Source organism: Marinobacter salicampi, assembly GCF_011074795.1.
GTDB lineage: Bacteria > Pseudomonadota > Gammaproteobacteria > Pseudomonadales > Oleiphilaceae > Marinobacter > Marinobacter salicampi.
In genome coordinates, this window is record NZ_JAAMPF010000027.1 from 48,276 (window position 1) to 70,790 (window position 22,515).

Genomic DNA, 22,515 nt, shown 5'->3' on the forward strand with positions numbered 1-22,515 from the left:
TCCAACTTGTGAGAAGGATGGTCTACTCGGTTAAGCCTTTCCTAAAACAGATCTCGCAATAATTTCTTTCATTACTTCGGATGTACCGCCATAGATTCTCTGTACCCTGGCATCTATAAACGCTCGCGAAATGGGGTACTCGCTGGTGTAGCCATAGCCACCGAATAACTGCAGACAACCATCGGCTACCCTGCACTGCATTTCCGTCGCGCTGTACTTGGCCATGGAAGCCGTGGGGGCGTCGAGCTCACCTTTTTCGTAAAGTGAGATGCACTCGTCAATGAAGGCGCGGTTGACGCGGCAGTCGGTTTCCATACGGGCGATTTCGAAACGGGTGTTTTGCAGTTGGGCCAATTTCTGGCCAAACAGTTCCCGCTCCTGGGCGTAGGCGATGGTCAGGTCCAGGGCACCGCGGGCAGCTGCAACCCCAAGGGCCCCGATAACCAGGCGTTCACGGGGCAGTTCGCGCATCAGGTACATAAAGCCCTGCCCTTCTTCACCCACCAAAGCCGAGGCGGGGACGCGCATGTCGGAGAAGAAAAGTTCCGATGTGTCACCGGAGTGCTGGCCGATCTTGTCGAGGTTGCGGCCCTTGCTGTAGCCCGGCAATGAAGTGTCTACCAGAAACAGGCTGATGCCGCGGGCCCCGGCCTTGGGGTCGGTTTTGGCGGCTACGATGACCATGTCGGCATGCTGGCCGTTGGTAATGAAGGTTTTGGAGCCGTTAAGGATGTATTCGTCGCCATCTTTTACGGCGCTGGTGCGCATAGCCTGCAGATCGCTGCCAGCACCGGGTTCGGTCATGGCAATAGCACCGACGGCTTCTCCGGAAACCATTTTCGGCAGCCAGTGCTGGCGCTGCTCTTCGTTGCCGAGGTGGCTGAGGTACGGAGCGACGATGTCGGAGTGCACCATGACGTTGGTGGATAGTGCACCGAAGCCCATGCGGGCCATTTCTTCGCCCACTACCACGGAGTACTGGAAGGGCGCGCCGCAGCCGCCCCAGTCTTCTGGCACGTCAACACATAGCATGCCGGCGTTACCCAGGGTATTCCAGAGCTCCCTGGGCACAATGCCTGACTGCTCCCACGCTTCGTAATGGGGTGTCACCTCGGTTTCCAGCGCCTTGATGACGGACCCCCGAAACATTTCGAGTTCTTCTTTATCGATAACACCAGCAACACTGGTCATGGTTGTCTCCTGTGTCTACCTGGGGGCCATACGCAGGGCGCAGTCCAGGCGGATGACTTCACCGTTCAGGATCGGATTGCGGACCATCTGGTCCACCAGCATGCCGAATTCTTCCGGTTTGCCCAGGCGCTGGGGGAAGGGCAAGGTGGCCGCCAGGCTGTCCTGGACCTCCTGCGGCATTCCGGCCATCATCGGCGTCATGAACAGACCGGGAGCGATGGTGTTGACGCGAATGCCCTCCCGGGCCAATTCCCGTGCAGCCTGTAAAGTCATGGCAACCACGCCGCCTTTGGAGGCGCTGTAGGCCACCTGGCCGATCTGACCTTCATAGGCGGCGACCGATGCCGTCGAAATCACCACGCCACGCTCGCCATCAGCGTTAGGCTCCCGCTGGGCCATGTCTGCCGCCGCCAGCCTCATGATGTTGAAGGTGCCGATCAGGTTGACCTGGATCACCTTGTTGAAGTTCTCCAGGGGCATTACCCCTTCGCGGCCAAGAATTTTGCCTGCCGGGGCAATGCCGGCGCAGTTAACCGCGATACCACAGAGGCCATGAGCCTCACGGGCTGTCGCAACGGCGGCTTCGGCGCTGTCGGATGAGGACACATCGCAATGAACAAAAATGCCGCCGATATCGCTGGCGACCTGCTCACCCTGTTCCTTCTGCACATCAAAAATCGCAACCTTGCAGCCTGCCTTTGCCAGCGCCCGGGCCGCACCTTCGCCGAGCCCTGAAGCTCCACCGGTCACGATGGCCGGCACTCCCTGAAAATCCATAGTCGTTCCTCGTCAATTAATATGTCAGCTTTTGGTTGAAGCAGGCTTGCTATAGCTCTTTGGCCTGATCACGCAGTACGAATTTCTGGACCTTACCGGTGGACGTCTTTGGCAGCTCACTGAACACCACCTTCTTGGGCAGCTTGAACTTGGCAAGACGCTCGCGGCAGAAATTGATGATGTCTTCTTCAGTGACTTCCGGCGCATCCGGCTTGAGCGTTACAAACGCGCAGGGGGTCTCGCCCCACTTCTCATCCGGCCGGGAAACGACCGCAGCTTCCAGCACATGGGGGTGACGGTACAGGGCATCCTCCACCTCGATGGTAGAGATATTTTCGCCGCCGGAGATGATGATGTCCTTCAGGCGGTCCTTGATCTCCACATAGCCGTCCGGGTGGCATACCGCCAGGTCGCCGGTGTGGAACCAGCCGCCTCGCAGGGCTTCCGCCGTGGCTTCAGGATTTTTCAGGTAGCCCTTCATCACGGTATTGCCTCGCATGAAGATTTCGCCGACTGTTTTGCCGTCCCTCGGCACCGGCTTCATGGTCTGGGGGTCCCCTACCATGAGACCTGCCAGGGTGTGGTAACGAACCCCCTGCCTGGCCTTTAGGGAAGCCCGTTCTTCCACCGGCAATTCATCCCATTCCTTTTTCCAGGCACACACGGTAACTGGGCCATATACTTCGGTCAGTCCATAAACATGGGTAACAGAAAAGCCCATCTCTTCAATGGCTTCAATAACCTTGGCCGGTGGCGCCGCCCCGGCGGTAGTGGCATGTACCGTATGGCTGAAGCTGTTTTTTTCCTTTTCGGAAACGCTGAGCAAACTGTTAAGGACAATCGGCGCACCGGACATGTGGGTGACCTTGTGTTCGCTGATCAGCTTGATGATTTTCTGGGGGTCAACCTTTCGCAGGCACACGTGGGTACCGGCAAACCCGGTAATCGTCCACGGAAAGCACCAGCCATTGCAGTGGAACATGGGCAGGGTCCACAGGTAGACCGGGTGCATGCCCATGGACCAGACCGCCTGATTTCCCATGGCGTTTTCGTAGGCGCCCCGATGATGGTAGACAACTCCCTTGGGGTTACCGGTAGTGCCTGAAGTGTAACACAGGGAGATAGCCTGCCACTCGTCATCCGGCATTTCCCAATGGAACTCCGGGTCACCTCTTCTGAGGAATTCCTCATAATCCAGGTCACTGACTGCACTGCCCTGCCCGTATTCCGGATCGTCCACATCGATGACAATGGGCGGGTTGTCCAACTTAGCCAGGGCCTCCCGGATCACATCACCGAATTCCCGGTCCACAATCAGAGCCTTCGCTTCGCCGTGCTCCAGCATGAAGGCGATGGTCCTGGCGTCCAGCCGGGTGTTAAGGGCATTGAGCACTGCCCCAATCATGGGTACACCGAAATGGCATTCCAGCATCTGGGGAATATTGGGCAGCATGGCGGCTACCGTGTCGCCCTTGCCTATACCCTTGTTTGACAGGGCCGAGGCCAGTCGGCAGCAGCGATCATAGGTCTCAAGCCAGGTCCGCCGTATGTCGCCATGGATAACCGCAGGGTAATTGGGATAGATGCTTGCCGTGCGCTTGATAAAGTCCAGCGGCGACAGGGTCGCGTGGTTGGCTTCAGTGGGCTCAAGCCCCTTGTCGTATATTGAAGTCATACTGGCCTCCAGAGCAGATTCTTGTAGTTCGGCGGATACAACTTTACGTTAACGTCAACCTCATAAACTTAACATAAATGAGCCTGGCTGCCATCACAAACTTGGCAGTTCAGGCAGGCATGGCAGCGACAGTCATTGGGAAATGCCAGCGCTAGGCTGGCTATTGGAGGGAGACTGGCGCCGGGAGTTCCCGGCGCCTTTCAATAAGGCCTTTATTTCAGACCTTCAGCTCAGACCAGGTTATAGACAAACACCACCAGCACTGCCACCGGGGTAAAATAGCGCAGGGTGTTGTACCACAGGGAGAAGGTCCCGGAACCCATCGCCAGCTCATCCTGCAGGGCCTGACGGGTCATGATCCAGCCTACGAAGATAGCAACCAGCAGGCCACCGAGGGGCAGGAAGACACTTGCAGTGAAGAAGTCCAGCAGGTCGAAGATGGTCTTGCCCTCAAACATGGCGAACATGCCCAATGGCGTGACATCTGACCAGAGGTTAAGGGATAGGATAGAGGCAACGCCGAGCAACCAGCACAGACCACCGGCACCGATAGTGCTGACCATCCGATTGAGGCCTTTCTGCTCCTCCAACCATTCCACCAGTGGCTCCAGCAGCGAAATGCCGGAGGTCCAGGCGGCAAAGGTCAGCAATACGAAGAAGAGCGTTGCGAAAAGACTTCCCATGGGCATAGCCCCAAATGCCAGCGGCAGGGTCTGAAAGATCAGACCGGGGCCGGCGCCTGGCTCAAGACCATTGGCGAAGACGATGGGGAAGATGGCAAGACCTGCCAGCAGGGCAACGCCCGTATCCATGAGCGAGACCAATATGGAGGTCTTTGCGATGGACACATCCTTTGAAAGGTAAGACCCATAGGCGATCATTACGGCCATACCCAGGCTCAGGGTAAAAAACGCATGACCCAGTGCCACCAGTACGCCCTCGGTGGTCAGCTTGGAGAAGTCGGGGCTGAACAGGAACGCGACACCCTGACCGAAATAGCCGGTCGTCATTGAATAGGCAACCACCACTAGCAGCAGCACGAACAATGCCGGCATCAGAATGGTTACGGCACGCTCAAGACCTTTGCGAAGCCCCCGTGCGACCACCAGCATGACCAGACCCATAAACAGCGTATGCCACATTAGTAGCGTCCAGGGACTGCCGAGCAGACCGCTGAATATTTCGCCTATGGCATCGGCTGACTGCCCGGCAAGCTGACCGGTCGCCGCGGTGCCCACGTAGGAGACCGCCCAGCCACCGATCACCGAATAGAATGACAGAATCAGAAAAGCCGTTAGAACACCCAGACCGGCGGCCAGGCGCCAGGCCGGATTATGGCCATCGCGCTTGGCAATCGCCCGAACGCTGTTGATCGGACTTGCGCCACCCCTTCTGCCAATAAGCACTTCTGCCATCATGATGGGGAGACCGACTGCGGCGATGCACAAAAGGTAGACCAGCACGAAGGCACCGCCCCCGTTCTCCCCGGTTATGTAGGGGAACTTCCAGATGTTGCCGAGGCCAACTGCCGAGCCAGTGGCGGCCAATACGAAGGCCATGCGGGAAGACCAGAATCCGCGCTTGATCCTGCTCTGACTGGGGCCCCGGTTACTGGGGGTCGCGTTGCTCATGATGTTCTCCTGCTGTGGTGTCCGGTTTTTGTTTTAAGGTTGAATCGTTCTTCTGCAAGCTGGTTCGCAATCTCGCCAGTCGGTAGATTGCCCTGGGCAGAACGGGTAAATATTTCCGCAAGAGTCTGGCCTATACCGTCGAGGTGCTCACGTACAACCGAGGGCTCGGCCCCTATGCGTTCGTAATGAATATCAATGATGCCGCCGGCATTTATCACGAAATCCGGTGCGTAAAGGATGCCCTGCTTCCATAGTGCATGGTCGTGGCTGGCATTGCCGAGCTGATTATTGGCGGCCCCTGCGATTATGGGAGCCCGCAAACGCGGTATGGATTCATTGTTCAGCACCGCCCCCATGGCACAGGGCGCCACCACATCCACTGGCAGGAACAGAATATCCTCTGCTGTGGCAGGTGTGGCGTCCAGCTCCGCCAGGGCCTGGTCCATGCGGTCCTGATGAATATCATAGACCCAGAGTTTCGCACCCGCTTCTTTCAGGTGGCGGGCGAGTCGGTAACCGACATTGCCAATCCCCTGAACGGCCACACTCAGACCCTCCAGATCTGCCGGATCGTTTCGCCCGAGCCGGTGTTGTACCGCCGCCTGTATACCCTTGAAGGTGCCATAGGCAGTGGCTGGGGACGGATCGCCTGTGCTCGGCTTGCCGTCAAAACCCAGGCCTGGCGAAACACCTGCAACGTGAGACGTATGCCTGCCCATCACCTTGAGGTCGGGCACGCCGGTGCCGGAGTCTTCTGCAGCTATATACAGGCCGCCGAGGCGCTCAACAAAACGACCCATGGCCTCAAGCAGGGCTTCTGTCTTTTGTTCGCGAGGATCGCCGATAATCACCGATTTACCACCGCCAAGATCGAGGTTGGCCAATGCCGATTTATAGGTCATGCCTTTGGCAAGACGCAACACATCGGTCAGGGCAGCATTCTCGTCAGGGTAGGGAAACATTCGGCAGCCCCCCAGAGCCGGGCCGCGTGAGGTGTTATGGACAGCTATTATGGCGCTCAGGCCGGTTTCGGGGTCCCGGTGAAAGCTGATGTGTTCGTGGTTATCAAATTCAGGATGAGTAAACACACTCATGGTTAATACCTTCTTGGAGCTTTGCCACCATCTGCAGCATGCTCAGGTTCAGTTGGGCTGTGCTGGCGATTCGCCGGCTCGGCTGAAACTGCGTAATACAGACAACAAACGCGGTCAGTGACTGATGCAATGCCGCCAGGCAATTACATGGGCAAAGCCCTGCACTGTTTTGGCTCGGGATGAACCGGGTACTGCGGGGGTACGACCTGCTCCGCTGGAGCTTACCGTATCGCGTAGTTCGCTGAAGAATAACATACTGAAATCCTCGTCTATTTAGCCGGATCACGGCTTATGAGGTCGTTGTTGTTGTCGCCGGGGGTTGCCACGGAGACCTGTTTTCAGTGATTGGCGCCCTTTTGGGGCAGACACTGAGAAGATAAGTACCCGGCACGCGAACGTCAAATACAAACATGCAATTCTCAGCTTTTTCTGTCTGTCCTCAGGTATTCTTTTACGTTAAGGTAAGCTTTAGGTCAGTTTCTGAAGTACCCCACCAGGGTTGAGGCAACTGGCTAACCTTAAATGACGAAGCCCTCACAAGGGGTCCATTCGTTCCTCAGACCCCTACCCCAGGAAGAGGATTATGGCCAAAACAAAAACGTCCGACGTAGTGTACTCGCCTCGATTCACAGACGGCGCGGAATTCAAAATCCCCACGTTCAAGCTTCTGAAGCAGGATGGCACGCTCTACAAGGGCGCCAAAGCCCCTGACCTTGACCGCGACAAAGCCCTGCGCATGTATCATTCGATGGTTTTTACCCGGGTACTTGACGAGCGCATGCTCGCGGCCCAGCGCCAGGGACGCCTTAGCTTCTACATGCAATGCACAGGCGAGGAGGCTGCAGTCATCGGCAGCACCGCTGCCCTTGATGACCGCGACATGATCATGGCCCAGTACCGGGAGCAGGGTGCCCTGGCCTATCGCGGCTTTACCACCGACGAATTCATGAACCAGCTGTTCGGCAACGAGCAGGACTACGGCAAGGGCCGGCAGATGCCTGTGCATTACGGCTCTGCCAAACTCAACTACATGACCATCTCCTCGCCCCTGGCGACACAGATTCCCCAGGCCACGGGCTACGCCTACGGCCAGAAACTGGCTGGCGAGGGACTCTGTACCATCACCATATTTGGCGAAGGTGCAGCCTCAGAAGGCGACTTTCACGCCGCTCTCAACATGGCTGCAGTTCATCGGGTGCCGGTGATTTTCCTCTGTCGCAACAACGGCTACGCCATCTCAACCCCATCGGTTGAACAGTTCGCAGCTGACGGTGTCGCGCCCCGAGCCTTTGGCTACAAGATGGATGTGATTCGTGTCGATGGCAATGACATTCTCGCAGTGTACGAAGCGACCCGGGAGGCCCGCCGGATGGCGGTGGAAGATAATCGCCCGGTGTTGATTGAAGCCATGACATACCGGCTTGCTGCTCACTCATCCTCTGACGACCCCTCGGGCTATCGCAGCAAGGATGAGGAGCAGAAATGGCGGGACCAGGACCCTCTTCTTCGCATGCGAGCGTGGCTTGAAAAGGCCGGCTGGTGGAATGATGACGAAGAGAAGCAGCTGCAGGAAAGCCTGCGCAAGGAGGTTCTGGCGACCATGAAAGTGGCCCAGAAACGGCCGGCTCCGCCTCTTGATAGCCTGGTCACTGACGTGTATGACCAGGTGCCGCCAGCCCTGGCGAAACAGCTCGAAGCTGTTAAAAGCCATATCAGGAAGTACCCGGACACCTACCCCAACAGCGCAGAACAAGCCAAGGGAGGTGCATAAGATGCCGAAAATGAACATGCTCCAGGCGATCAATGACGCCCTCGATATTGCTATGGCAGACAATGAAAAAGTGCTGTGTTTTGGCGAGGACGTCGGTATCTTCGGCGGTGTTTTCCGTGCCACCAGCAATCTGCAGCAGAAGTACGGTAAGTCCCGCTGCTTCAATACCCCCCTGGTGGAACAAGGCATTATCGGTTTCGCCAACGGCCTGGCCGCCCAGGGCTCCGTGCCCGTCGCGGAAATCCAGTTCGCGGACTATATCTTTCCGGCCTTCGACCAGATCGTGAACGAATCTGCCAAGTTCCGTTACCGGTCCGGCAACCTCTTCAACGTGGGCGGCCTTACCATTCGTGCCCCCTATGGCGGCGGTATCGCGGGGGGGCTGTATCATTCCCAGTCGCCGGAAGCCTATTTCGCTCATACCCCAGGGCTCAAGGTTGTGGTGCCCCGCAACCCTCACCAGGCCAAAGGCCTGTTGCTGGGTGCCATCAATGATCCTAACCCGACCCTGTTTTTCGAGCCCAAACGGCTGTACCGAGCCTCCGTCGGCGAAGTGCCAGAGGGCGACTACCGTCTGCCCCTGGGTGAGGCCGAAGTGACCAAGGAAGGCAAGGACATCACGCTTTTGGGCTGGGGGGCGCAAATGGAGGTGATCGGACAGGCGGTCGAGATGGCCGAGAAGGACGGCATCTCCTGCGAAGTAATCGACCTGCGCACCATCCTGCCGTGGGATGTGGAAAAGGTGGCTGCATCCGTACTGAAAACCGGTCGCCTGGTGGTCACGCACGAAGCTCCACTCACCGGCGGTTTTGCGGGTGAGATTGCAGCCACGATCCAGGAACGTTGCTTCCTTTATCTGGAATCCCCGATCGCGCGGGTGACCGGCCTCGACACTCCCTTCCCTCTTGCCCTTGAGAAGGAGTATCTGCCGGATCACCTGAAGGTTTATGAAGCCATCAGAACCAGCGTCGAATTCTAGACTGATATCAGGACAGGAGAGCAACCATGAGTGATTTTTTACTGCCCGATATCGGCGAAGGTATCGTGGAATGCGAACTGGTCAAATGGCTGGTTAGCGAAGGCGACCTGATCGAGGAAGACCAGCCCGTGGCCGAGGTCATGACCGACAAGGCGCTGGTTGAAATTCCCGCCCCGTACAAGGGCAAGATCACCAGGCTCTATCATCGCGAAGGTGAGATTGCCAAAGTACATGCACCGCTATTCGAGCTGGTGGCCGAGGACGATGAAGCCGGAACACAGACTACTGCTGACGCACCCAGAGAGGAAGCGGTTCAGCAGGCGGAAGTGGCTCCTTCCGGCAACGATGATGAGACGGAGGATTTTATCCTTCCGGATATTGGCGAAGGCATTGTCGAGTGTGAGGTAGTGGAATGGCGCGTCGCCGAGGGCGATGAAATCGAGGAAGACCAGCCCATAGTGGACGTAATGACCGACAAGGCCATGGTGGAGATTACTGCCCCCAAGGCCGGCCGGGTAACCCAGCTGTACTATCAGAAAGAAGAAATGGCCCGGGTACATTCACCACTCTTTGCGTTCGTTCCCCGGGAACGCGAAGCGCCCTCGGGAGACACTGCCAGGCCTTCGGCCGCCCCTAAAGCGGAGTCCACGACTCCTGAAACCGATCAGACCCAGGCTGTGACCGCTGCAAAAGCGCCGGACACCGGTCCCAGGCACCGGACACCGGCCAGCCCTGCGGTCCGCCGCCTGGTGCGCGAACACGATCTCAGGCTGGCCGACATCCAGGGCTCGGGCAAGGATGGCCGGGTATTGAAAGCCGATATCATCGCTCATCTGGAGAAGCCTGCAGAGGCCCGGGATAAGGCACAGCCAGAGCAGGGGTCAGCCGCCACAGCAACCGCTCGTGTCCAGACCCCCCAGGAGGTCCGGGTCGAGCCCATCAAGGGTGTTCGTGCAGCCATGGCCAAACATATGGCGGCAGCGGCCTCGACAATTCCCCACTTCAACTACAGTGAAGATATTGATGTCACTGATCTGCTGGCATTGAGGACTCAGCTCAAGCCGGACGCAGAAACCCGCAGCTCCCGCCTGACTCTCATGCCCTTCATCATGAAAGCCATGGCCCTGGCGGTTCGTGAATACCCCGTGCTCAACAGTCAGCTCAACAGTGAGGCGACCGAGATACGCTACCTGCCCCACTGCAATATTGGCATGGCGGTGGACAGCGCTTCGGGCCTAATCGTGCCGAACGTGAAAAATGTGGAACAGCTTACGCTGCTGGAAATAGCCGACGAAGTGGCAAGGCTGACGGAGGCTGCCCGCTCGGGTAGGGTAAGCCAGGAGGACCTCAGGGGTGGCACCATTACGATTTCCAATATCGGCGCCCTTGGTGGTACTTACGCCGCGCCTATTATCAATGCCCCGGAAGTGGCGATCGTAGCCATCGGCCGCACCCAGAAGCTGCCGCGCTTCGATGGGGCGGGCCAGGTGGTAGAGCGGTCAATCATGACGATCAGTTGGGCGGGGGATCATCGCATCATTGACGGAGGCACCATCGCGCGGTTCTGCAACCTCTGGAAAGGCTATCTGGAGTCGCCCCAGTCCATGCTCCTGCACCTGGGCTGACGGCCAATCATGACCGAGCAGGCCCAACTGCAGCAGTTCTATATTCCGGAAGAGCAGTCTGTTTACCTGCTGAGCCAGGATGACGCCCGCAAGCTCAAGGACTGGGTGGCGCTCTGTGCCACCCAGCTTGAGCAACTGGGCTACCGGAACATCGAAATGATCGGCAAGGGCGCCTACGGCTTTGTATTTGCGGGCATTCTTGAGCAACCGGGTGCAAGCCAGCTGGAGCATGTATTCAAGTTCACCCGGGTCACCCTGCCCCAGCGTCTGCAGGACCGTCTCGAAGAAGAAGCCTTCATGCTGGAACAGGTGGAGCACCCCAGGGTGCCCCGCCTGATCTCCTATCAACGGGCCGGCAACCAGCCCATCCTGGTGATGGAGCGCGCGCCCGGCATCAACCTGGAAGAGGTCTCCCTCCGGGAGGGTCGGCTCAAACCCCGGCTGATCATACGCATTGCAGCGCAGCTGGCTGACATTCTGCGCAGCCTACGCCGGGAATCGCCAGGCAGCCGGGGCCCCATCGTTCACGGTGACATCAAACCGTCCAATCTGGTCTTTGAGCATGCCACCGAAACCATCGCCCTAATCGACTGGGGCTCATCGGTGTTTGCGCAACTGGACGCCAACCTGCAGTTCCTCAGTACCAACGTGATGGAGTTGATGTCCGACAATCTGCAACAAACCAACGCCCGCCTGGGGGATGTCTACTTCATTGGCGAAGAACAGCTCAACGGCGGCCTCTCATCTCCGCGCTTTGACGAACAGGGCGTCGCCGGCACCCTCTATGCTCTGGCTTCAGCCCAGTCATGCCGCTTCGGGCACCAGGCCATTCCGCCGACATCCCTGGGCCTGCCCATGGAGTTTGCCCGCATGCTCGAAGGCATGCTCGACCCGGACCCCACAAAGCGCCTGCAGGCCGGGGACTACTACCTGCGGGAGATGCCCAGGCTGGCACGTACGGTGATGATCGACCTGCCTGAACTACCGGACCCGGCCCTGGTCCCGGTCTGGCTGCGACCATCGGAACGGGATATCGACACGGTAGTCTACAGCTCCCGCAAATCCTTTCTGCGTCAAGAGGGAGCCCCCCAGACCCTAAGCGACGTCAATGACGTGCAACTTGACCGCTACTACAAGAACTTCATGCAGGGCATGGGCGAAACCGAAAAGGCTTTTCTGGCGGCGGTCAGCCGGCTCGGACGCTACCCTGTGGTCGGCGGCCTGGCCGTGCGCTGGGAAGCTGATGGCATCTATGTAGACACCTCACTGAACCTACACGACCCCGCCTTGAAAACGGCCTTCGTCACGGCGGTGAACAACATGGTGAACCTGGCCCGCGCCATCTACCGCCAGGGTATTTTCAAGAGCTGTCTGTTCAACGCCCGCGATACCCTTCACATAGATCGTGCGAGCCCGGAAGAGCCGTTTATTGTGGCGCCGGGCATGACCCTGCCCTATGAAATCAGCGCTGCGCCAGAGGTTGAGGACCGCTCCCGGGTGCATTCCTACTTTGAAGACGGCCCCGACCCGGAAGAATTCCTGACCCTGCCCCCGGCCATCATCCGATCCCTTGAGGCCCTCAACTCAATTCATCACACCGGTATGATCATCTTCGAAGCGCTACCGGAGCACCTTAAGATTCACAGCCACTACCGTCTTCTGGACCCCGGTAAGGAAGCGGAATTTCAGCACCGGCTTGATGAGATTCTTGCTGCCGTAAGCCAGATCATGGGTCTCGGCGTTTCCGGTTTCATGAAAATGCCCTACAAGGACACCAAATTTTTCTCCCATATCGAACGACTACCAGAGCGGTACTACCCGAAGAACCCCTACCTATCAGCGGATCAGACCTGAGGCACCCCGGACCCGTCGGGGAAGAACCCGGCTCAGGCCCGATCTCAGGCTTGTCTGCGGTAAAATGCCATCCATGAGCCGGCTTGAGCCAATTCTTCAGATTTAACTCACACAAAGCCTAAAACCGCTTTACGTTTACGTAAACTTTATCTAACCTTGGGGAAAAAGGTGTATTCCATGTCGACCAAAAAAACTTACAGCATCAGTGAACTTGCCCGTGAGTTCGATGTAACCACACGGAGCATGCGCTTTTACGAAGACCAGGGATTGCTGAAACCCGGCCGTAGAGGACAGACCCGTATTTTTAGCTCGAAGGATCGGGTCCGCCTCAAACTGATTCTTCGCGGCAAACGCATGGGCTTCTCCCTGGCGGAAACAAAAGAGTTGTTCGACCTGTGGGATGAGACTCTGAGTGGCAACGAAAAGCAGCTGCACCTGATGCTCGAAACCCTGGCCCGTAAACGGGCCCAGCTGGAACAGCAGAAAAACGACATCGCCATGGCGGAAATTGAGATGGATACAGCGGAAGCCCGGTGCATCGAAGCCCTGAAAATTCTTGAAGAGAAGAAAGAGAAAATGAGGGTCTCCAAGGTCCCCACTCAGGACACTCAGGATACCCAGGCATAAACGAACACAGGGTTCTGGCCGATCAGCACATGGCTGTCGGCCTGAGCACCCGTTCGCTACGTCAAAAACAAGCACAGCAAAATCAAAAAGGGAATGACCATGATTTCACAGTATTCCGAGTTCAACTTCGGCCTGGGTGAAACGATCGACATGTTGCGCGAGCAGATTAACGGCTTTGCCGCCCAGGAAATCGCTCCCCGCGCCGCTGACATCGACCATGAAAACCTCTTCCCCAATGACCTGTGGAAGAAGTTTGGCGACATGGGACTGCTGGGCATAACCGCCGACGAAGCCTACGGTGGCTCCGGCATGGGCTACCTGGCACACGTGATTGCGATGGAAGAAATCAGCCGCGCGTCTGCCTCCGTTGGCCTGTCCTACGGCGCGCACTCCAACCTGTGCGTCAACCAGATCAACCGTAACGGCACCGACGAGCAAAAAGAAAAGTACCTGCCCAAGCTCATCAGCGGTGAACACATCGGCGCCCTGGCCATGTCCGAACCCAACGCAGGCTCCGACGTGGTGTCCATGAAACTCAGCGCCAAAGACGCCGGCGACCATTATGTGCTCAACGGCAGCAAGATGTGGATCACCAACGGCCCCGACGCCCATGTCTACGTCATCTACGCCAAAACCGACCCGGCCGCTGGCCCCCGCGGCATTACCGCGTTTATCGTCGAACGCGACACCCCCGGATTCAGCCAGGCCCAGAAACTGGACAAACTCGGCATGCGCGGCTCCAACACCTGTGAGCTGGTGTTCGAAGACGCCAAAGTACCCAAGGAAAACATCATGGGTGGCCTGGGCAACGGCGCCAAGGTACTGATGAGCGGCCTCGACTACGAACGCCTCGTCCTCGCCGGCGGCCCGCTGGGCATCATGCAGGCGGCCATGGACGTGGTGGTTCCCTACATCCGCGAACGCAAACAGTTCGGCCAGGCCATCGGTGAGTTTGAACTGGTTCAGGGCAAAGTAGCTGACATGTACACCACCATGAACACGGCCAAGTCCTACGTCTACATGGTCGCCATGTCCGCCGACCGCGGCAACACCACGCGCAAGGATGCCGCCGGTGCCATTCTCTATTCCGCCGAAATGGCCACCAAACTGGCGCTGGACTCGATCCAACTGCTGGGCGGTAACGGGTACATCAATGAGTATCCTACCGGTCGACTGTTGCGGGACGCCAAGCTGTATGAGATCGGCGCCGGGACCTCCGAGATTCGCCGGATGCTGATCGGTCGTGAGCTGTACCTGAACAACTAAAAAAAGCAGCTTCAAGCTACTGGCTTTTAATGTCTAAAAGGCCAGTTCCCAAAGCATGACGAGGGCTGGCGGGGTATCGCTCAAGGAATTTTGAAGGCCAGGGATGGCCTGAAACAAGCGCACAGGGATGTGCTCGCAGCGGTTCCTGAAGCGATACCCCGCCAGACCCGAAGCCCCGACCCTTGAGGCCCGGAAAATGACGATACTGCAAAGCAAAATAAACCCAAGATCCGAAGAGTTCCAGGCCAACCAGGAAGCCATGGTAAAAGCTGTGGTTGACCTGCGGAACAAGGTAGCCACCATCCAGCAGGGCGGCGGCCCCTCCTACCAGGAACGCCACATCGCCCGCGGCAAACTGCTCCCACGGGAACGCATCAACCGCCTCCTGGACGACGGTTCCCCCTTCCTGGAAGTGGGCCAGTTCGCCGCCTACAACGTCTACGATGAAGAAGTCCCCGCCGCGGGCGTGATTGCCGGCGTCGGTCGCGTCTCCGGCACCGAATGCATGATTATCGCCAACGACGCTACTGTAAAAGGCGGCAGCTACTACCCGCTGACCGTGAAAAAACACCTGCGGGCCCAGGAAATCGCCCTGCAGAACCGCCTGCCCTGCATCTACCTGGTGGACTCCGGCGGCGCCAACCTGCCACGACAGGACGAAGTCTTCCCGGACCGCGACCACTTCGGCCGCATCTTCTTCAACCAGGCCCGCATGTCCGCCGACGACATCCCCCAGATCGCCGTCGTTATGGGCCTGTGCACAGCCGGTGGCGCCTACGTACCGGCCATGGCGGATGAGTCCATCATCGTGCGCAACCAGGGCACCATCTTCCTGGCCGGCCCGCCGCTGGTCAAAGCGGCCACCGGTGAAGTGGTCAGCGCAGAAGACCTGGGCGGGGCGGACGTTCACTGCAAAGTCTCCGGCGTGGCCGACCATTACGCTGAAAACGACGCTCACGCCCTGGAAATCGCCCGGCGCTGCATCTCCAACCTTAACCGCCGCAAACCGGCAGACGTGGAGATCCGCAAACCCAAGGCGCCCCTGTTCAACGCCGAAGAAATCTACGGCATCGTCGGTACCGATTTGCGCAAACAGTTCGACGTGAGAGACGTTATCGCCCGCATCGTCGACGGCTCCGAGTTTGACGAATTCAAACGCTACTACGGCCAGACCCTGGTCACCGGCTTCGCCCATATTCACGGCTACCCGGTGGGCATCATCGCCAACAACGGCATTCTGTTCAGTGAGTCCGCCCAGAAAGGCGCGCACTTTATTGAACTCTGCTGCCAGCGCAACATCCCACTATTGTTCCTGCAGAACATCACCGGCTTCATGGTGGGCCAGAAGCACGAGGCTGAAGGCATCGCCAAGCACGGCGCCAAGATGGTAATGGCTGTGGCCTGTGCCGAAGTGCCCAAGATCACCGTACTGATCGGCGGCAGCTTTGGCGCCGGCAACTACGGCATGTGTGGCCGCGCCTACAGCCCAGACTTCCTGTGGATGTGGCCCAACGCCCGTATCTCGGTGATGGGCGGCGAACAGGCCGCCGGCGTACTGGCCACGGTTAAACGCGAAGGTATGGAGCGAAAGGGCCAGGAGTGGAGCACCGACGAAGAGGCAGCATTCAAGAAGCCCATCGTCGACTCCTACGAACACCAGGGCCATCCCTACTACGCCAGCGCCCGCCTGTGGGACGACGGCGTGATCGACCCGGCGCAGACCCGCGAAGTGGTCGCCCTGAGCCTGTCCGCCACCCTTAATCGCCCGGCCAAGCCAACACGCTTCGGCGTGTTCCGCATGTAACGGAGGACAACGCCATGACCGATCAGGAATCAGCGGTACTGCTCAACCAACGCGCCGACGGGGTCACCGAAGTGGTGCTCAACCGCCCGGACAAACGCAACGCCTTCGACGATGTCATCATCCAGCAACTGATCAACGCGCTGGAAAAAGTGAATGCGGACAAGAATACCAACATCGTAATCCTGCGCTCCGAAGGCAAACATTTCTCAGCCGGAGCGGACCTAGGCTGGATGCGTCGCATGGCGGACAACAGCCGGCAGGAAAACCTGGACGACTCGCGGGAATTGGCCAGGCTCATGGACACCCTGAACCACCTGGGCAAGCCAGTCATTGGCTTGGTGCAGGGGGCGGCCTTCGGCGGCGCAGTCGGCCTGGCCGCCTGTTGCGACATCCTGCTCGCCACCGAGAAGGCCAGCTTCTGTCTGAGCGAAGTCAAACTCGGACTGATACCGGCTGTAATCAGCCCCTACGTGGTGCGTGCCATCGGCGAACGCCAGGCCCGGCGCTACTTCATTTCAGCGGAGGCGTTCACTGCCAGGCAAGCCCAGCACTTCGGCCTGGTACACGAGGTGTGCGATGACATGACTGCCATGGAACGCCGCTGCGACGAGCTGCTGCTGCAGCTTGCCCTCAATGGCCCGGAAGCCATGCAGGCTGCCAAAAACCTGATTTTCGCGGTCAGCCAGAAAGTGATCGGCCAGGACGTCATCAACGACACCGCACAACGCATAGCGGACATCCGTGTGGGTGCCGAAGGCCAGGAAGGGCTCAGTGCCTTCCTGAACAAGCGCAAGGCCAGCTGGATTCAGGCTGACAAGAACGGGAACGACAACAATGTTTAGCAAAATCCTGATCGCCAACCGCGGGGAAATCGCCTGCCGAATCATACAAACCGCCCATCGCATGGGCGTCCGTTGCGTGGCCGTCTACTCCGACGCCGATGCTGACGCACGGCACGTGGCCATGGCCGACGAAGCCTTCAACATTGGCCCGGCCCCCAGCTCCGAGAGCTACCTGAAAGCCGACAAAATCATCGAGGTAGCCAAAGAAAGCGGCGCCCAGGCCATCCACCCCGGCTACGGTTTTCTCTCCGAAAACACCCAGTTCGCCGAAGCCTGCGAAGCCAACGACATCGTCTTCATTGGCCCGCCCTCATCGGCTATCGCAGCCATGGGCTCCAAATCCGCCGCCAAGGCCATCATGGAGAAAGCCGGCGTGCCCCTGGTGCCGGGTTACCACGGTGACGACCAGTCCCCGGACACGCTACGCAAGGAAGCCGAAAAGTGCGGTTTTCCGCTGCTGCTGAAAGCCGTCGCCGGCGGTGGTGGCAAGGGTATGCGGGTCGTGGAGCGCATGAAAGACTTCGACGACGCCCTGGCTGCCGCCAAGCGGGAATCCAAGAACGCCTTCGGCAACCCGGACATGCTTATCGAACGTTACCTGACCCAGCCGCGCCATGTGGAAATCCAGGTGTTCTGCGACAAAAGCGGCAAAGGCGTCTACCTGGCCGAGCGCGACTGCTCCGTACAGCGTCGCCACCAGAAAGTACTGGAAGAAGCCCCGGCCCCGGGCCTGAGCGAAGACACCCGCAAAGCCATGGGCGAAGCCGCCGTCAAAGCCGCCCAGGCGATCGACTATGTAGGCGCAGGCACCGTGGAGTTTCTCTACGATGTGGACGGCTCCTTCTTCTTCATGGAAATGAACACCCGCCTGCAGGTAGAGCACCCGGTGACCGAAATGGTCACCGGCCAGGACCTGGTGGAATGGCAGCTGAAAGTGGCCTGGGGCGACCCGCTGCCACTGGAACAGGCCCAGGTAAAAACCCGGGGCCACGCCCTGGAAGCCCGCATCTACGCCGAAGACCCGGACCAGGACTTCCTGCCCGCCACCGGCAACCTGCGCTACCTGAGTACGCCTGATGAAAGCGCCCACGTGCGGGTGGATACCGGCGTGACCGAAGGCGACGACATCAGCATTCACTACGACCCGATGATCGCCAAACTCATCGTGTGGGACGAAACCCGAGACCAGGCCATCAACCGCATGGTGCAAGCCCTGGAGCATTACCGGATCGCTGGGGTAAAAACCAACATCCGCTTCCTCCACGCCCTGGCCGACGCCCAGCCATTCCGGGAAGCCGAGCTGACCACCGGGTTTATCGACGACCACCGCGAGCTGCTGTTCCCGAAATCGAAACTCGATACCCATAAGGCCCTGGTACTGGCCGCCGGCTTCGTGCTGGAACAGCGCAAATCCCGGGAAGTGATCAGCACCGACCCCTGGTCGCCGTTCGGCCGTCAGAACAGCTGGCGCATGAACTCGGAATACGCCCAGCCCCTGCAACTGCAGGTGGGCGATGAGATTCACGAACTGAAAGTGCTGGAGCGTGACGACCGCTACCAGGTATTCGTAGGCGGCAGTGTGTACAACCTCACCGCCCGCCTGGACGACGACTACCTGCAGGCGGTGATCAACGGCCATCGCATCAGCATCCATGGCAACCTGCACAACGACCAACTGGTGCTCTTCTACGAAGGTGACACCTTCCAGTGCATCCTGTACCGGGAGACCTACGGCTTCGAGGAAATGGCGGGCGAAGGCAGCCTGGCCGCCCCGATGAACGGCGCGATCGTAGCGGTGCAGGCAAAAGTAGGCGACAACGTCACCGCTGGCCAGAGCCTGGTAATCATGGAAGCCATGAAAATGGAGCACGCTATCAAAGCCCCGGCCGACGGCGTGGTCACCGCCATATATTTCGCCGAAGGCGACCAGGTCTCCGAAGGCGCCGAGTTGATCGCCATTGAAGTTACTGCAGACGCGGAAGAGGAGGCAGGCTGATGGCCTTCCCCAACAAGGTAAGACTGGTTGAGATGAGTCCCCGGGACGGCCTCCAGAACGAACCCGGCGCGGTCATAGAAACCCGAATTAAAACCGGCCTGGTCGACCGGCTGGCCGACTGTGGCCTCAACCACATCGAATCCGCCAGCTTTGTATCCCCGAAATGGGTGCCCCAAATGGGCGACGCCGCCGAGGTTATGGCCGGCATCAATCGCAAACCAGGCGTGCGCTACTCCGTGCTCACCCCCAACCTCAAGGGCTTTGAAAATGCCCTGGCGGCCGGGGCAGACGAAGTCGCCGTCTTCGGCGCCGCGTCCGAGTCCTTCAGCCAGAAAAACATCAACTGCTCCATCGCAGAAAGCCTCGACCGCTTTCTACCGGTGATGGAAGCGGCCAAAAAGCACAAGATCCCGGTACGGGGCTACGTCTCCACCGTCCTTGGCTGCCCCTACGAAGGCGAGATCGCTCCCGAACAGGTCGCGATAGTGGCGAAAGCCCTCGCTGACATGGGGTGCTATGAAATTTCCCTGGGCGATACCATCGGCACAGGCACGCCTTTGAAAGCCAAACGCATGCTCGAAGCTGTTGCCGCTGAAGTCCCTATCGAAAAGCTGGCCGCTCACTTCCACGACACCTACGGTCAGGCGCTGGCCAACCTCTACGCGGTTCTGGAGGAAGGCATTGCAGTTATTGACTCTTCTGTAGCCGGGCTCGGCGGCTGCCCCTACGCTAAAGGCGCCTCCGGCAACGTCGCCACCGAAGACGTGCTATACCTTCTGAACGGTTTAGGCATAGAAACAGGGGTCGACCTCGGAAAACTGGTCGCCACCGGCGGCTGGATCTGCCAGCAATTGAATCGCCATAACGGCTCCAAAGTCGGCCAGGCACTGGGCGATAACTGCCAATGAACCGATTGGTGGGCGGGAAGTCCTTCCCGGCCGCCAAAGCACCAAACAAAAAGGCTAGGAGCACAGAATGAACAAGAACAATGTCGTAGCCCTGGATCTCCCCATCCCGGAGATCGAGGACATGCCGGAAGACACCCAGAAGTACTTCCATCTCTGCCAGGAAAAGCTGGGCATGATCCCGAACGTACTCACCGCCTATAGCCAGAATCTCAAACAGCTCGAGGGCTTCACCCGCCTTTACAACGAGCTGATGATGGGTGAAAGCGAACTCAGCAAGCTTGAGCGGGAAATGGTCGCCGTGGTGGTGTCATCCGAAAACAAATGCTTCTACTGCCTGGTCGCCCACGGCGCCGCCGTAAGGGTACTGAGCGGTGATCCGCAACTGGGCGAACACATGGTGATGAACTACCGCAGCGCCAGACTCGACAGGCGCCAACGGGCAATGCTGGACTTTGCATCGCACCTCACCCGCTCCCCGGCCACCGTCACCGAAGAATACATCCAGGCCCTGCGGGACGCCGGCCTCAGCGACAGCGGCATCTGGGACCTGAGCAACCTGATCGGTTTCTACAACATGACCAATCGTGTGGCCATCGCCAGCGACATGCAACCAAATCCTGAATATCACAGCCAGAGTCGCTAGCAGACGCCGGCCGTCTGTGCACTCTCGACTACAAAAACAATGGAGGCAGACAAATGAACCAGACTCTACCCAGCTCCTATCCAAGCTATACCAGCGGTACCTCCGAAACCCCGCTGCTGGGCATGACCATCGGCGATATGCTCGACCGCACTGCAGGCAAGTATCCGGACACCGAAGCCCTGGTTGCCCTTCATCAGGACATCCGCTGGACCTACAAAGAGTTCCAGCAAAAGGTCAACGAAGCCGCCCGCGCCTTCCTGGCCATCGGCGTTGAACGCGGCGACCGGGTGGGCATCTGGTCCCCCAATCGTTACGAGTGGACCGTCACCCAGTTCGCCACCGCCAAGGTGGGCGCCATCCTGGTAAACATCAATCCGGCCTATGGCGTCCACGAACTGGAATACGCATTAAATCTCTCTGGTATGCGCTTCCTGGTTACTGCGGATAGTTTCAAGACCTCCGATTACCGCAAGATGATCTACGAGCTGGCGCCGGAACTGAAAGCCAGCCAACCCGGCAAGCTCAAGTCCCAGCGTCTGGAAGAGCTTGAGGGCGTGATCAACCTCGACCAGCAGAGCCACGAAGGCATGTGGACCTGGGATGAATTTGTCAGCCTTGCCAGCGAAGTGACTCAGCAGCAGTTGGACGAGCGCCAGAGCGTGCTTCAGTTCGACGACCCCATCAACATCCAGTTTACCTCCGGTACCACCGGCAACCCCAAGGGCGCCACCCTCACCCACCACAATATCCTCAACAACGGCTATTTTGTGGGCGAGAGCCAGCGCCTGACCGAGAAAGACCGCCTGGTCATCCCCGTGCCCCTGTACCACTGCTTTGGCATGGTGATGGGGAACCTGGGCTGCATCACCCACGGCTCCACCATGATCTATCCGGGTGAAGGCTTCGAGCCCAAATCCGTGCTGCAGGCCGTGCACCAGGAAAAGGCCACCGCCCTCTACGGCGTGCCCACCATGTTCATCGCCGAACTGGCCGAGCCCGAGTTTGAAAGCTATGACCTCTCCAGCCTGCGCACCGGCATCATGGCCGGCTCCATCTGCCCGGCGGAAGTGATGAAGAAGGTCAACGGCAAGATGAACATGAAGGAAGTCCAAATTGCCTATGGCATGACCGAAACCAGCCCGGTGTCCACTCAGACCAGCTCTCTCGACCTGTTCGAGAAGCAGGTCACCACCGTGGGCCGGACCCAGCCGCACCTGGAAACCAAGATCGTCGACCCCGCCAACGGCAACATCCTGCCCCGTGGCGAAACCGGCGAACTCTGCACCCGTGGCTATAGCGTGATGCTGAGGTACTGGAACAACGAAGAAAAAACCAATGAGGCCATCGACGAAGCCGGCTGGATGCATACCGGCGATCTGGCCACGATGGACGACGAGGGCTACATCCAGATCGTCGGCCGTATCAAGGACATGGTCATCCGCGGCGGTGAGAATATCTACCCGAAAGAAATCGAGGAATTCCTCTACACCCACCCCTCCATCGAGGACATTCAGGTAACCGGCATCCCCGACGACAAGTACGGCGAAGAGCTCATCGCCTGGGTAAAACTGGCCCCGGATGCGGATCCGGTTACGGGCGAAGAACTTCGGGAATTCTGCAAGGGCAAAATCGCCCACTTCAAGATCCCCAGGAACTACAAGTTCGTGGATGAATTCCCGATGACAGTGACCGGCAAAATCCAGAAGTTCAAGATGCGGGAAATTTCCATTGAGGAGATGGGGCTGAAACGCTGAAAAGACTACCCGGGTCGAACGAGGTACAAAGAAAAAAAGCCCCGGCCTGCCGGGGCTTTTAACAAAATCAGGCCTGCT

The 22,515-nt window shown here is 58.7% G+C and carries 17 protein-coding genes; 12 read left to right on the top strand and 5 right to left on the bottom strand.

Annotation, left to right across the window (positions count from 1 at the left end; all coding sequences use genetic code 11):
• Window positions 1–30: 30 nt before the first annotated feature.
• The 5 genes from G7W63_RS15815 to G7W63_RS15835 form a co-directional block, all read right to left on the bottom strand.
• Complete coding sequence (locus G7W63_RS15815; RefSeq protein WP_166260384.1) at window positions 31–1,191, bottom strand: acyl-CoA dehydrogenase family protein; 1,161 nt, start codon at window positions 1,189–1,191, stop codon at window positions 31–33.
• Window positions 1,192–1,206: 15 nt separating this feature from the next.
• Window positions 1,207–1,968, bottom strand: a complete 762-nt coding sequence (locus G7W63_RS15820; RefSeq protein ID WP_166260387.1) for a 3-hydroxyacyl-CoA dehydrogenase — start codon at window positions 1,966–1,968, stop codon at window positions 1,207–1,209.
• 49 nt (window positions 1,969–2,017) lie between these two features.
• Window positions 2,018–3,643: an acyl-CoA synthetase gene (locus G7W63_RS15825; RefSeq protein ID WP_166260390.1), complete on the bottom strand. Its 1,626-nt coding sequence runs from the start codon at window positions 3,641–3,643 to the stop codon at window positions 2,018–2,020.
• A 230-nt stretch (window positions 3,644–3,873) separates the two neighbouring features.
• The gene (locus G7W63_RS15830; RefSeq protein WP_166260393.1) at window positions 3,874–5,274 is read right to left on the bottom strand and encodes a sodium-dependent transporter; all 1,401 of its coding nucleotides are present in this window, start codon (window positions 5,272–5,274) and stop codon (window positions 3,874–3,876) included.
• Window positions 5,271–6,368, bottom strand: a complete 1,098-nt coding sequence (locus G7W63_RS15835) for a Glu/Leu/Phe/Val family dehydrogenase (RefSeq protein WP_166260396.1) — start codon at window positions 6,366–6,368, stop codon at window positions 5,271–5,273. The genes G7W63_RS15830 and G7W63_RS15835 overlap by 4 nt, the downstream gene beginning before the upstream one ends.
• 583 nt (window positions 6,369–6,951) lie before the next feature.
• Between G7W63_RS15835 and G7W63_RS15840 the strand changes: the two genes are divergently transcribed.
• From G7W63_RS15840 to G7W63_RS15895, 12 genes are all read left to right on the top strand, one after another.
• Complete coding sequence (locus G7W63_RS15840; RefSeq protein ID WP_166260399.1) at window positions 6,952–8,139, top strand: thiamine pyrophosphate-dependent dehydrogenase E1 component subunit alpha; 1,188 nt, start codon at window positions 6,952–6,954, stop codon at window positions 8,137–8,139.
• 1 nt (window position 8,140) lies between these two features.
• The gene (locus G7W63_RS15845) at window positions 8,141–9,118 is read left to right on the top strand and encodes an alpha-ketoacid dehydrogenase subunit beta (RefSeq protein ID WP_166260402.1); all 978 of its coding nucleotides are present in this window, start codon (window positions 8,141–8,143) and stop codon (window positions 9,116–9,118) included.
• Window positions 9,119–9,144: 26 nt separating this feature from the next.
• Window positions 9,145–10,743, top strand: a complete 1,599-nt coding sequence (locus G7W63_RS15850; protein ID WP_166260405.1) for a dihydrolipoyllysine-residue acetyltransferase — start codon at window positions 9,145–9,147, stop codon at window positions 10,741–10,743.
• 9 nt (window positions 10,744–10,752) lie between these two features.
• A complete protein-coding gene (locus G7W63_RS15855) occupies window positions 10,753–12,597 on the top strand; it encodes a protein kinase domain-containing protein (RefSeq protein WP_166260408.1) in 1,845 nt (614 codons plus the stop codon).
• 177 nt (window positions 12,598–12,774) lie between these two features.
• Window positions 12,775–13,224, top strand: coding sequence for a MerR family transcriptional regulator (locus tag G7W63_RS15860; protein ID WP_166260411.1), 450 nt, complete (start codon window positions 12,775–12,777; stop codon window positions 13,222–13,224).
• A 99-nt stretch (window positions 13,225–13,323) separates the two neighbouring features.
• Window positions 13,324–14,490 (top strand): isovaleryl-CoA dehydrogenase, encoded by a 1,167-nt coding sequence (locus G7W63_RS15865; protein ID WP_166260414.1) that lies wholly within the window; start codon window positions 13,324–13,326, stop codon window positions 14,488–14,490.
• A gap of 196 nt (window positions 14,491–14,686) precedes the next feature.
• Entirely contained in the window at window positions 14,687–16,294 is a 1,608-nt protein-coding gene (locus G7W63_RS15870) for a carboxyl transferase domain-containing protein (RefSeq protein ID WP_166260417.1), read from the top strand.
• Between the two features lie 14 nt (window positions 16,295–16,308).
• Window positions 16,309–17,136 carry an enoyl-CoA hydratase-related protein gene (locus G7W63_RS15875; RefSeq protein WP_166260420.1) on the top strand — a complete coding sequence of 276 codons (828 nt, stop codon included), beginning with the start codon at window positions 16,309–16,311 and terminating at the stop codon, window positions 17,134–17,136.
• Entirely contained in the window at window positions 17,129–19,132 is a 2,004-nt protein-coding gene (locus G7W63_RS15880; RefSeq protein WP_166260423.1) for an acetyl/propionyl/methylcrotonyl-CoA carboxylase subunit alpha, read from the top strand. The genes G7W63_RS15875 and G7W63_RS15880 overlap by 8 nt, the downstream gene beginning before the upstream one ends.
• Entirely contained in the window at window positions 19,132–20,040 is a 909-nt protein-coding gene (locus G7W63_RS15885; RefSeq protein ID WP_166260426.1) for a hydroxymethylglutaryl-CoA lyase, read from the top strand. The genes G7W63_RS15880 and G7W63_RS15885 overlap by 1 nt, the downstream gene beginning before the upstream one ends.
• Before the next feature lie 67 nt (window positions 20,041–20,107).
• On the top strand, window positions 20,108–20,683 hold the full coding sequence (locus G7W63_RS15890) for a peroxidase-related enzyme (protein WP_166260429.1): 576 nt from the start codon (window positions 20,108–20,110) through the stop codon (window positions 20,681–20,683).
• Window positions 20,684–20,736: 53 nt separating this feature from the next.
• Entirely contained in the window at window positions 20,737–22,437 is a 1,701-nt protein-coding gene (locus tag G7W63_RS15895) for an AMP-binding protein (RefSeq protein ID WP_166260432.1), read from the top strand.
• Window positions 22,438–22,515 lie beyond the last annotated feature (78 nt).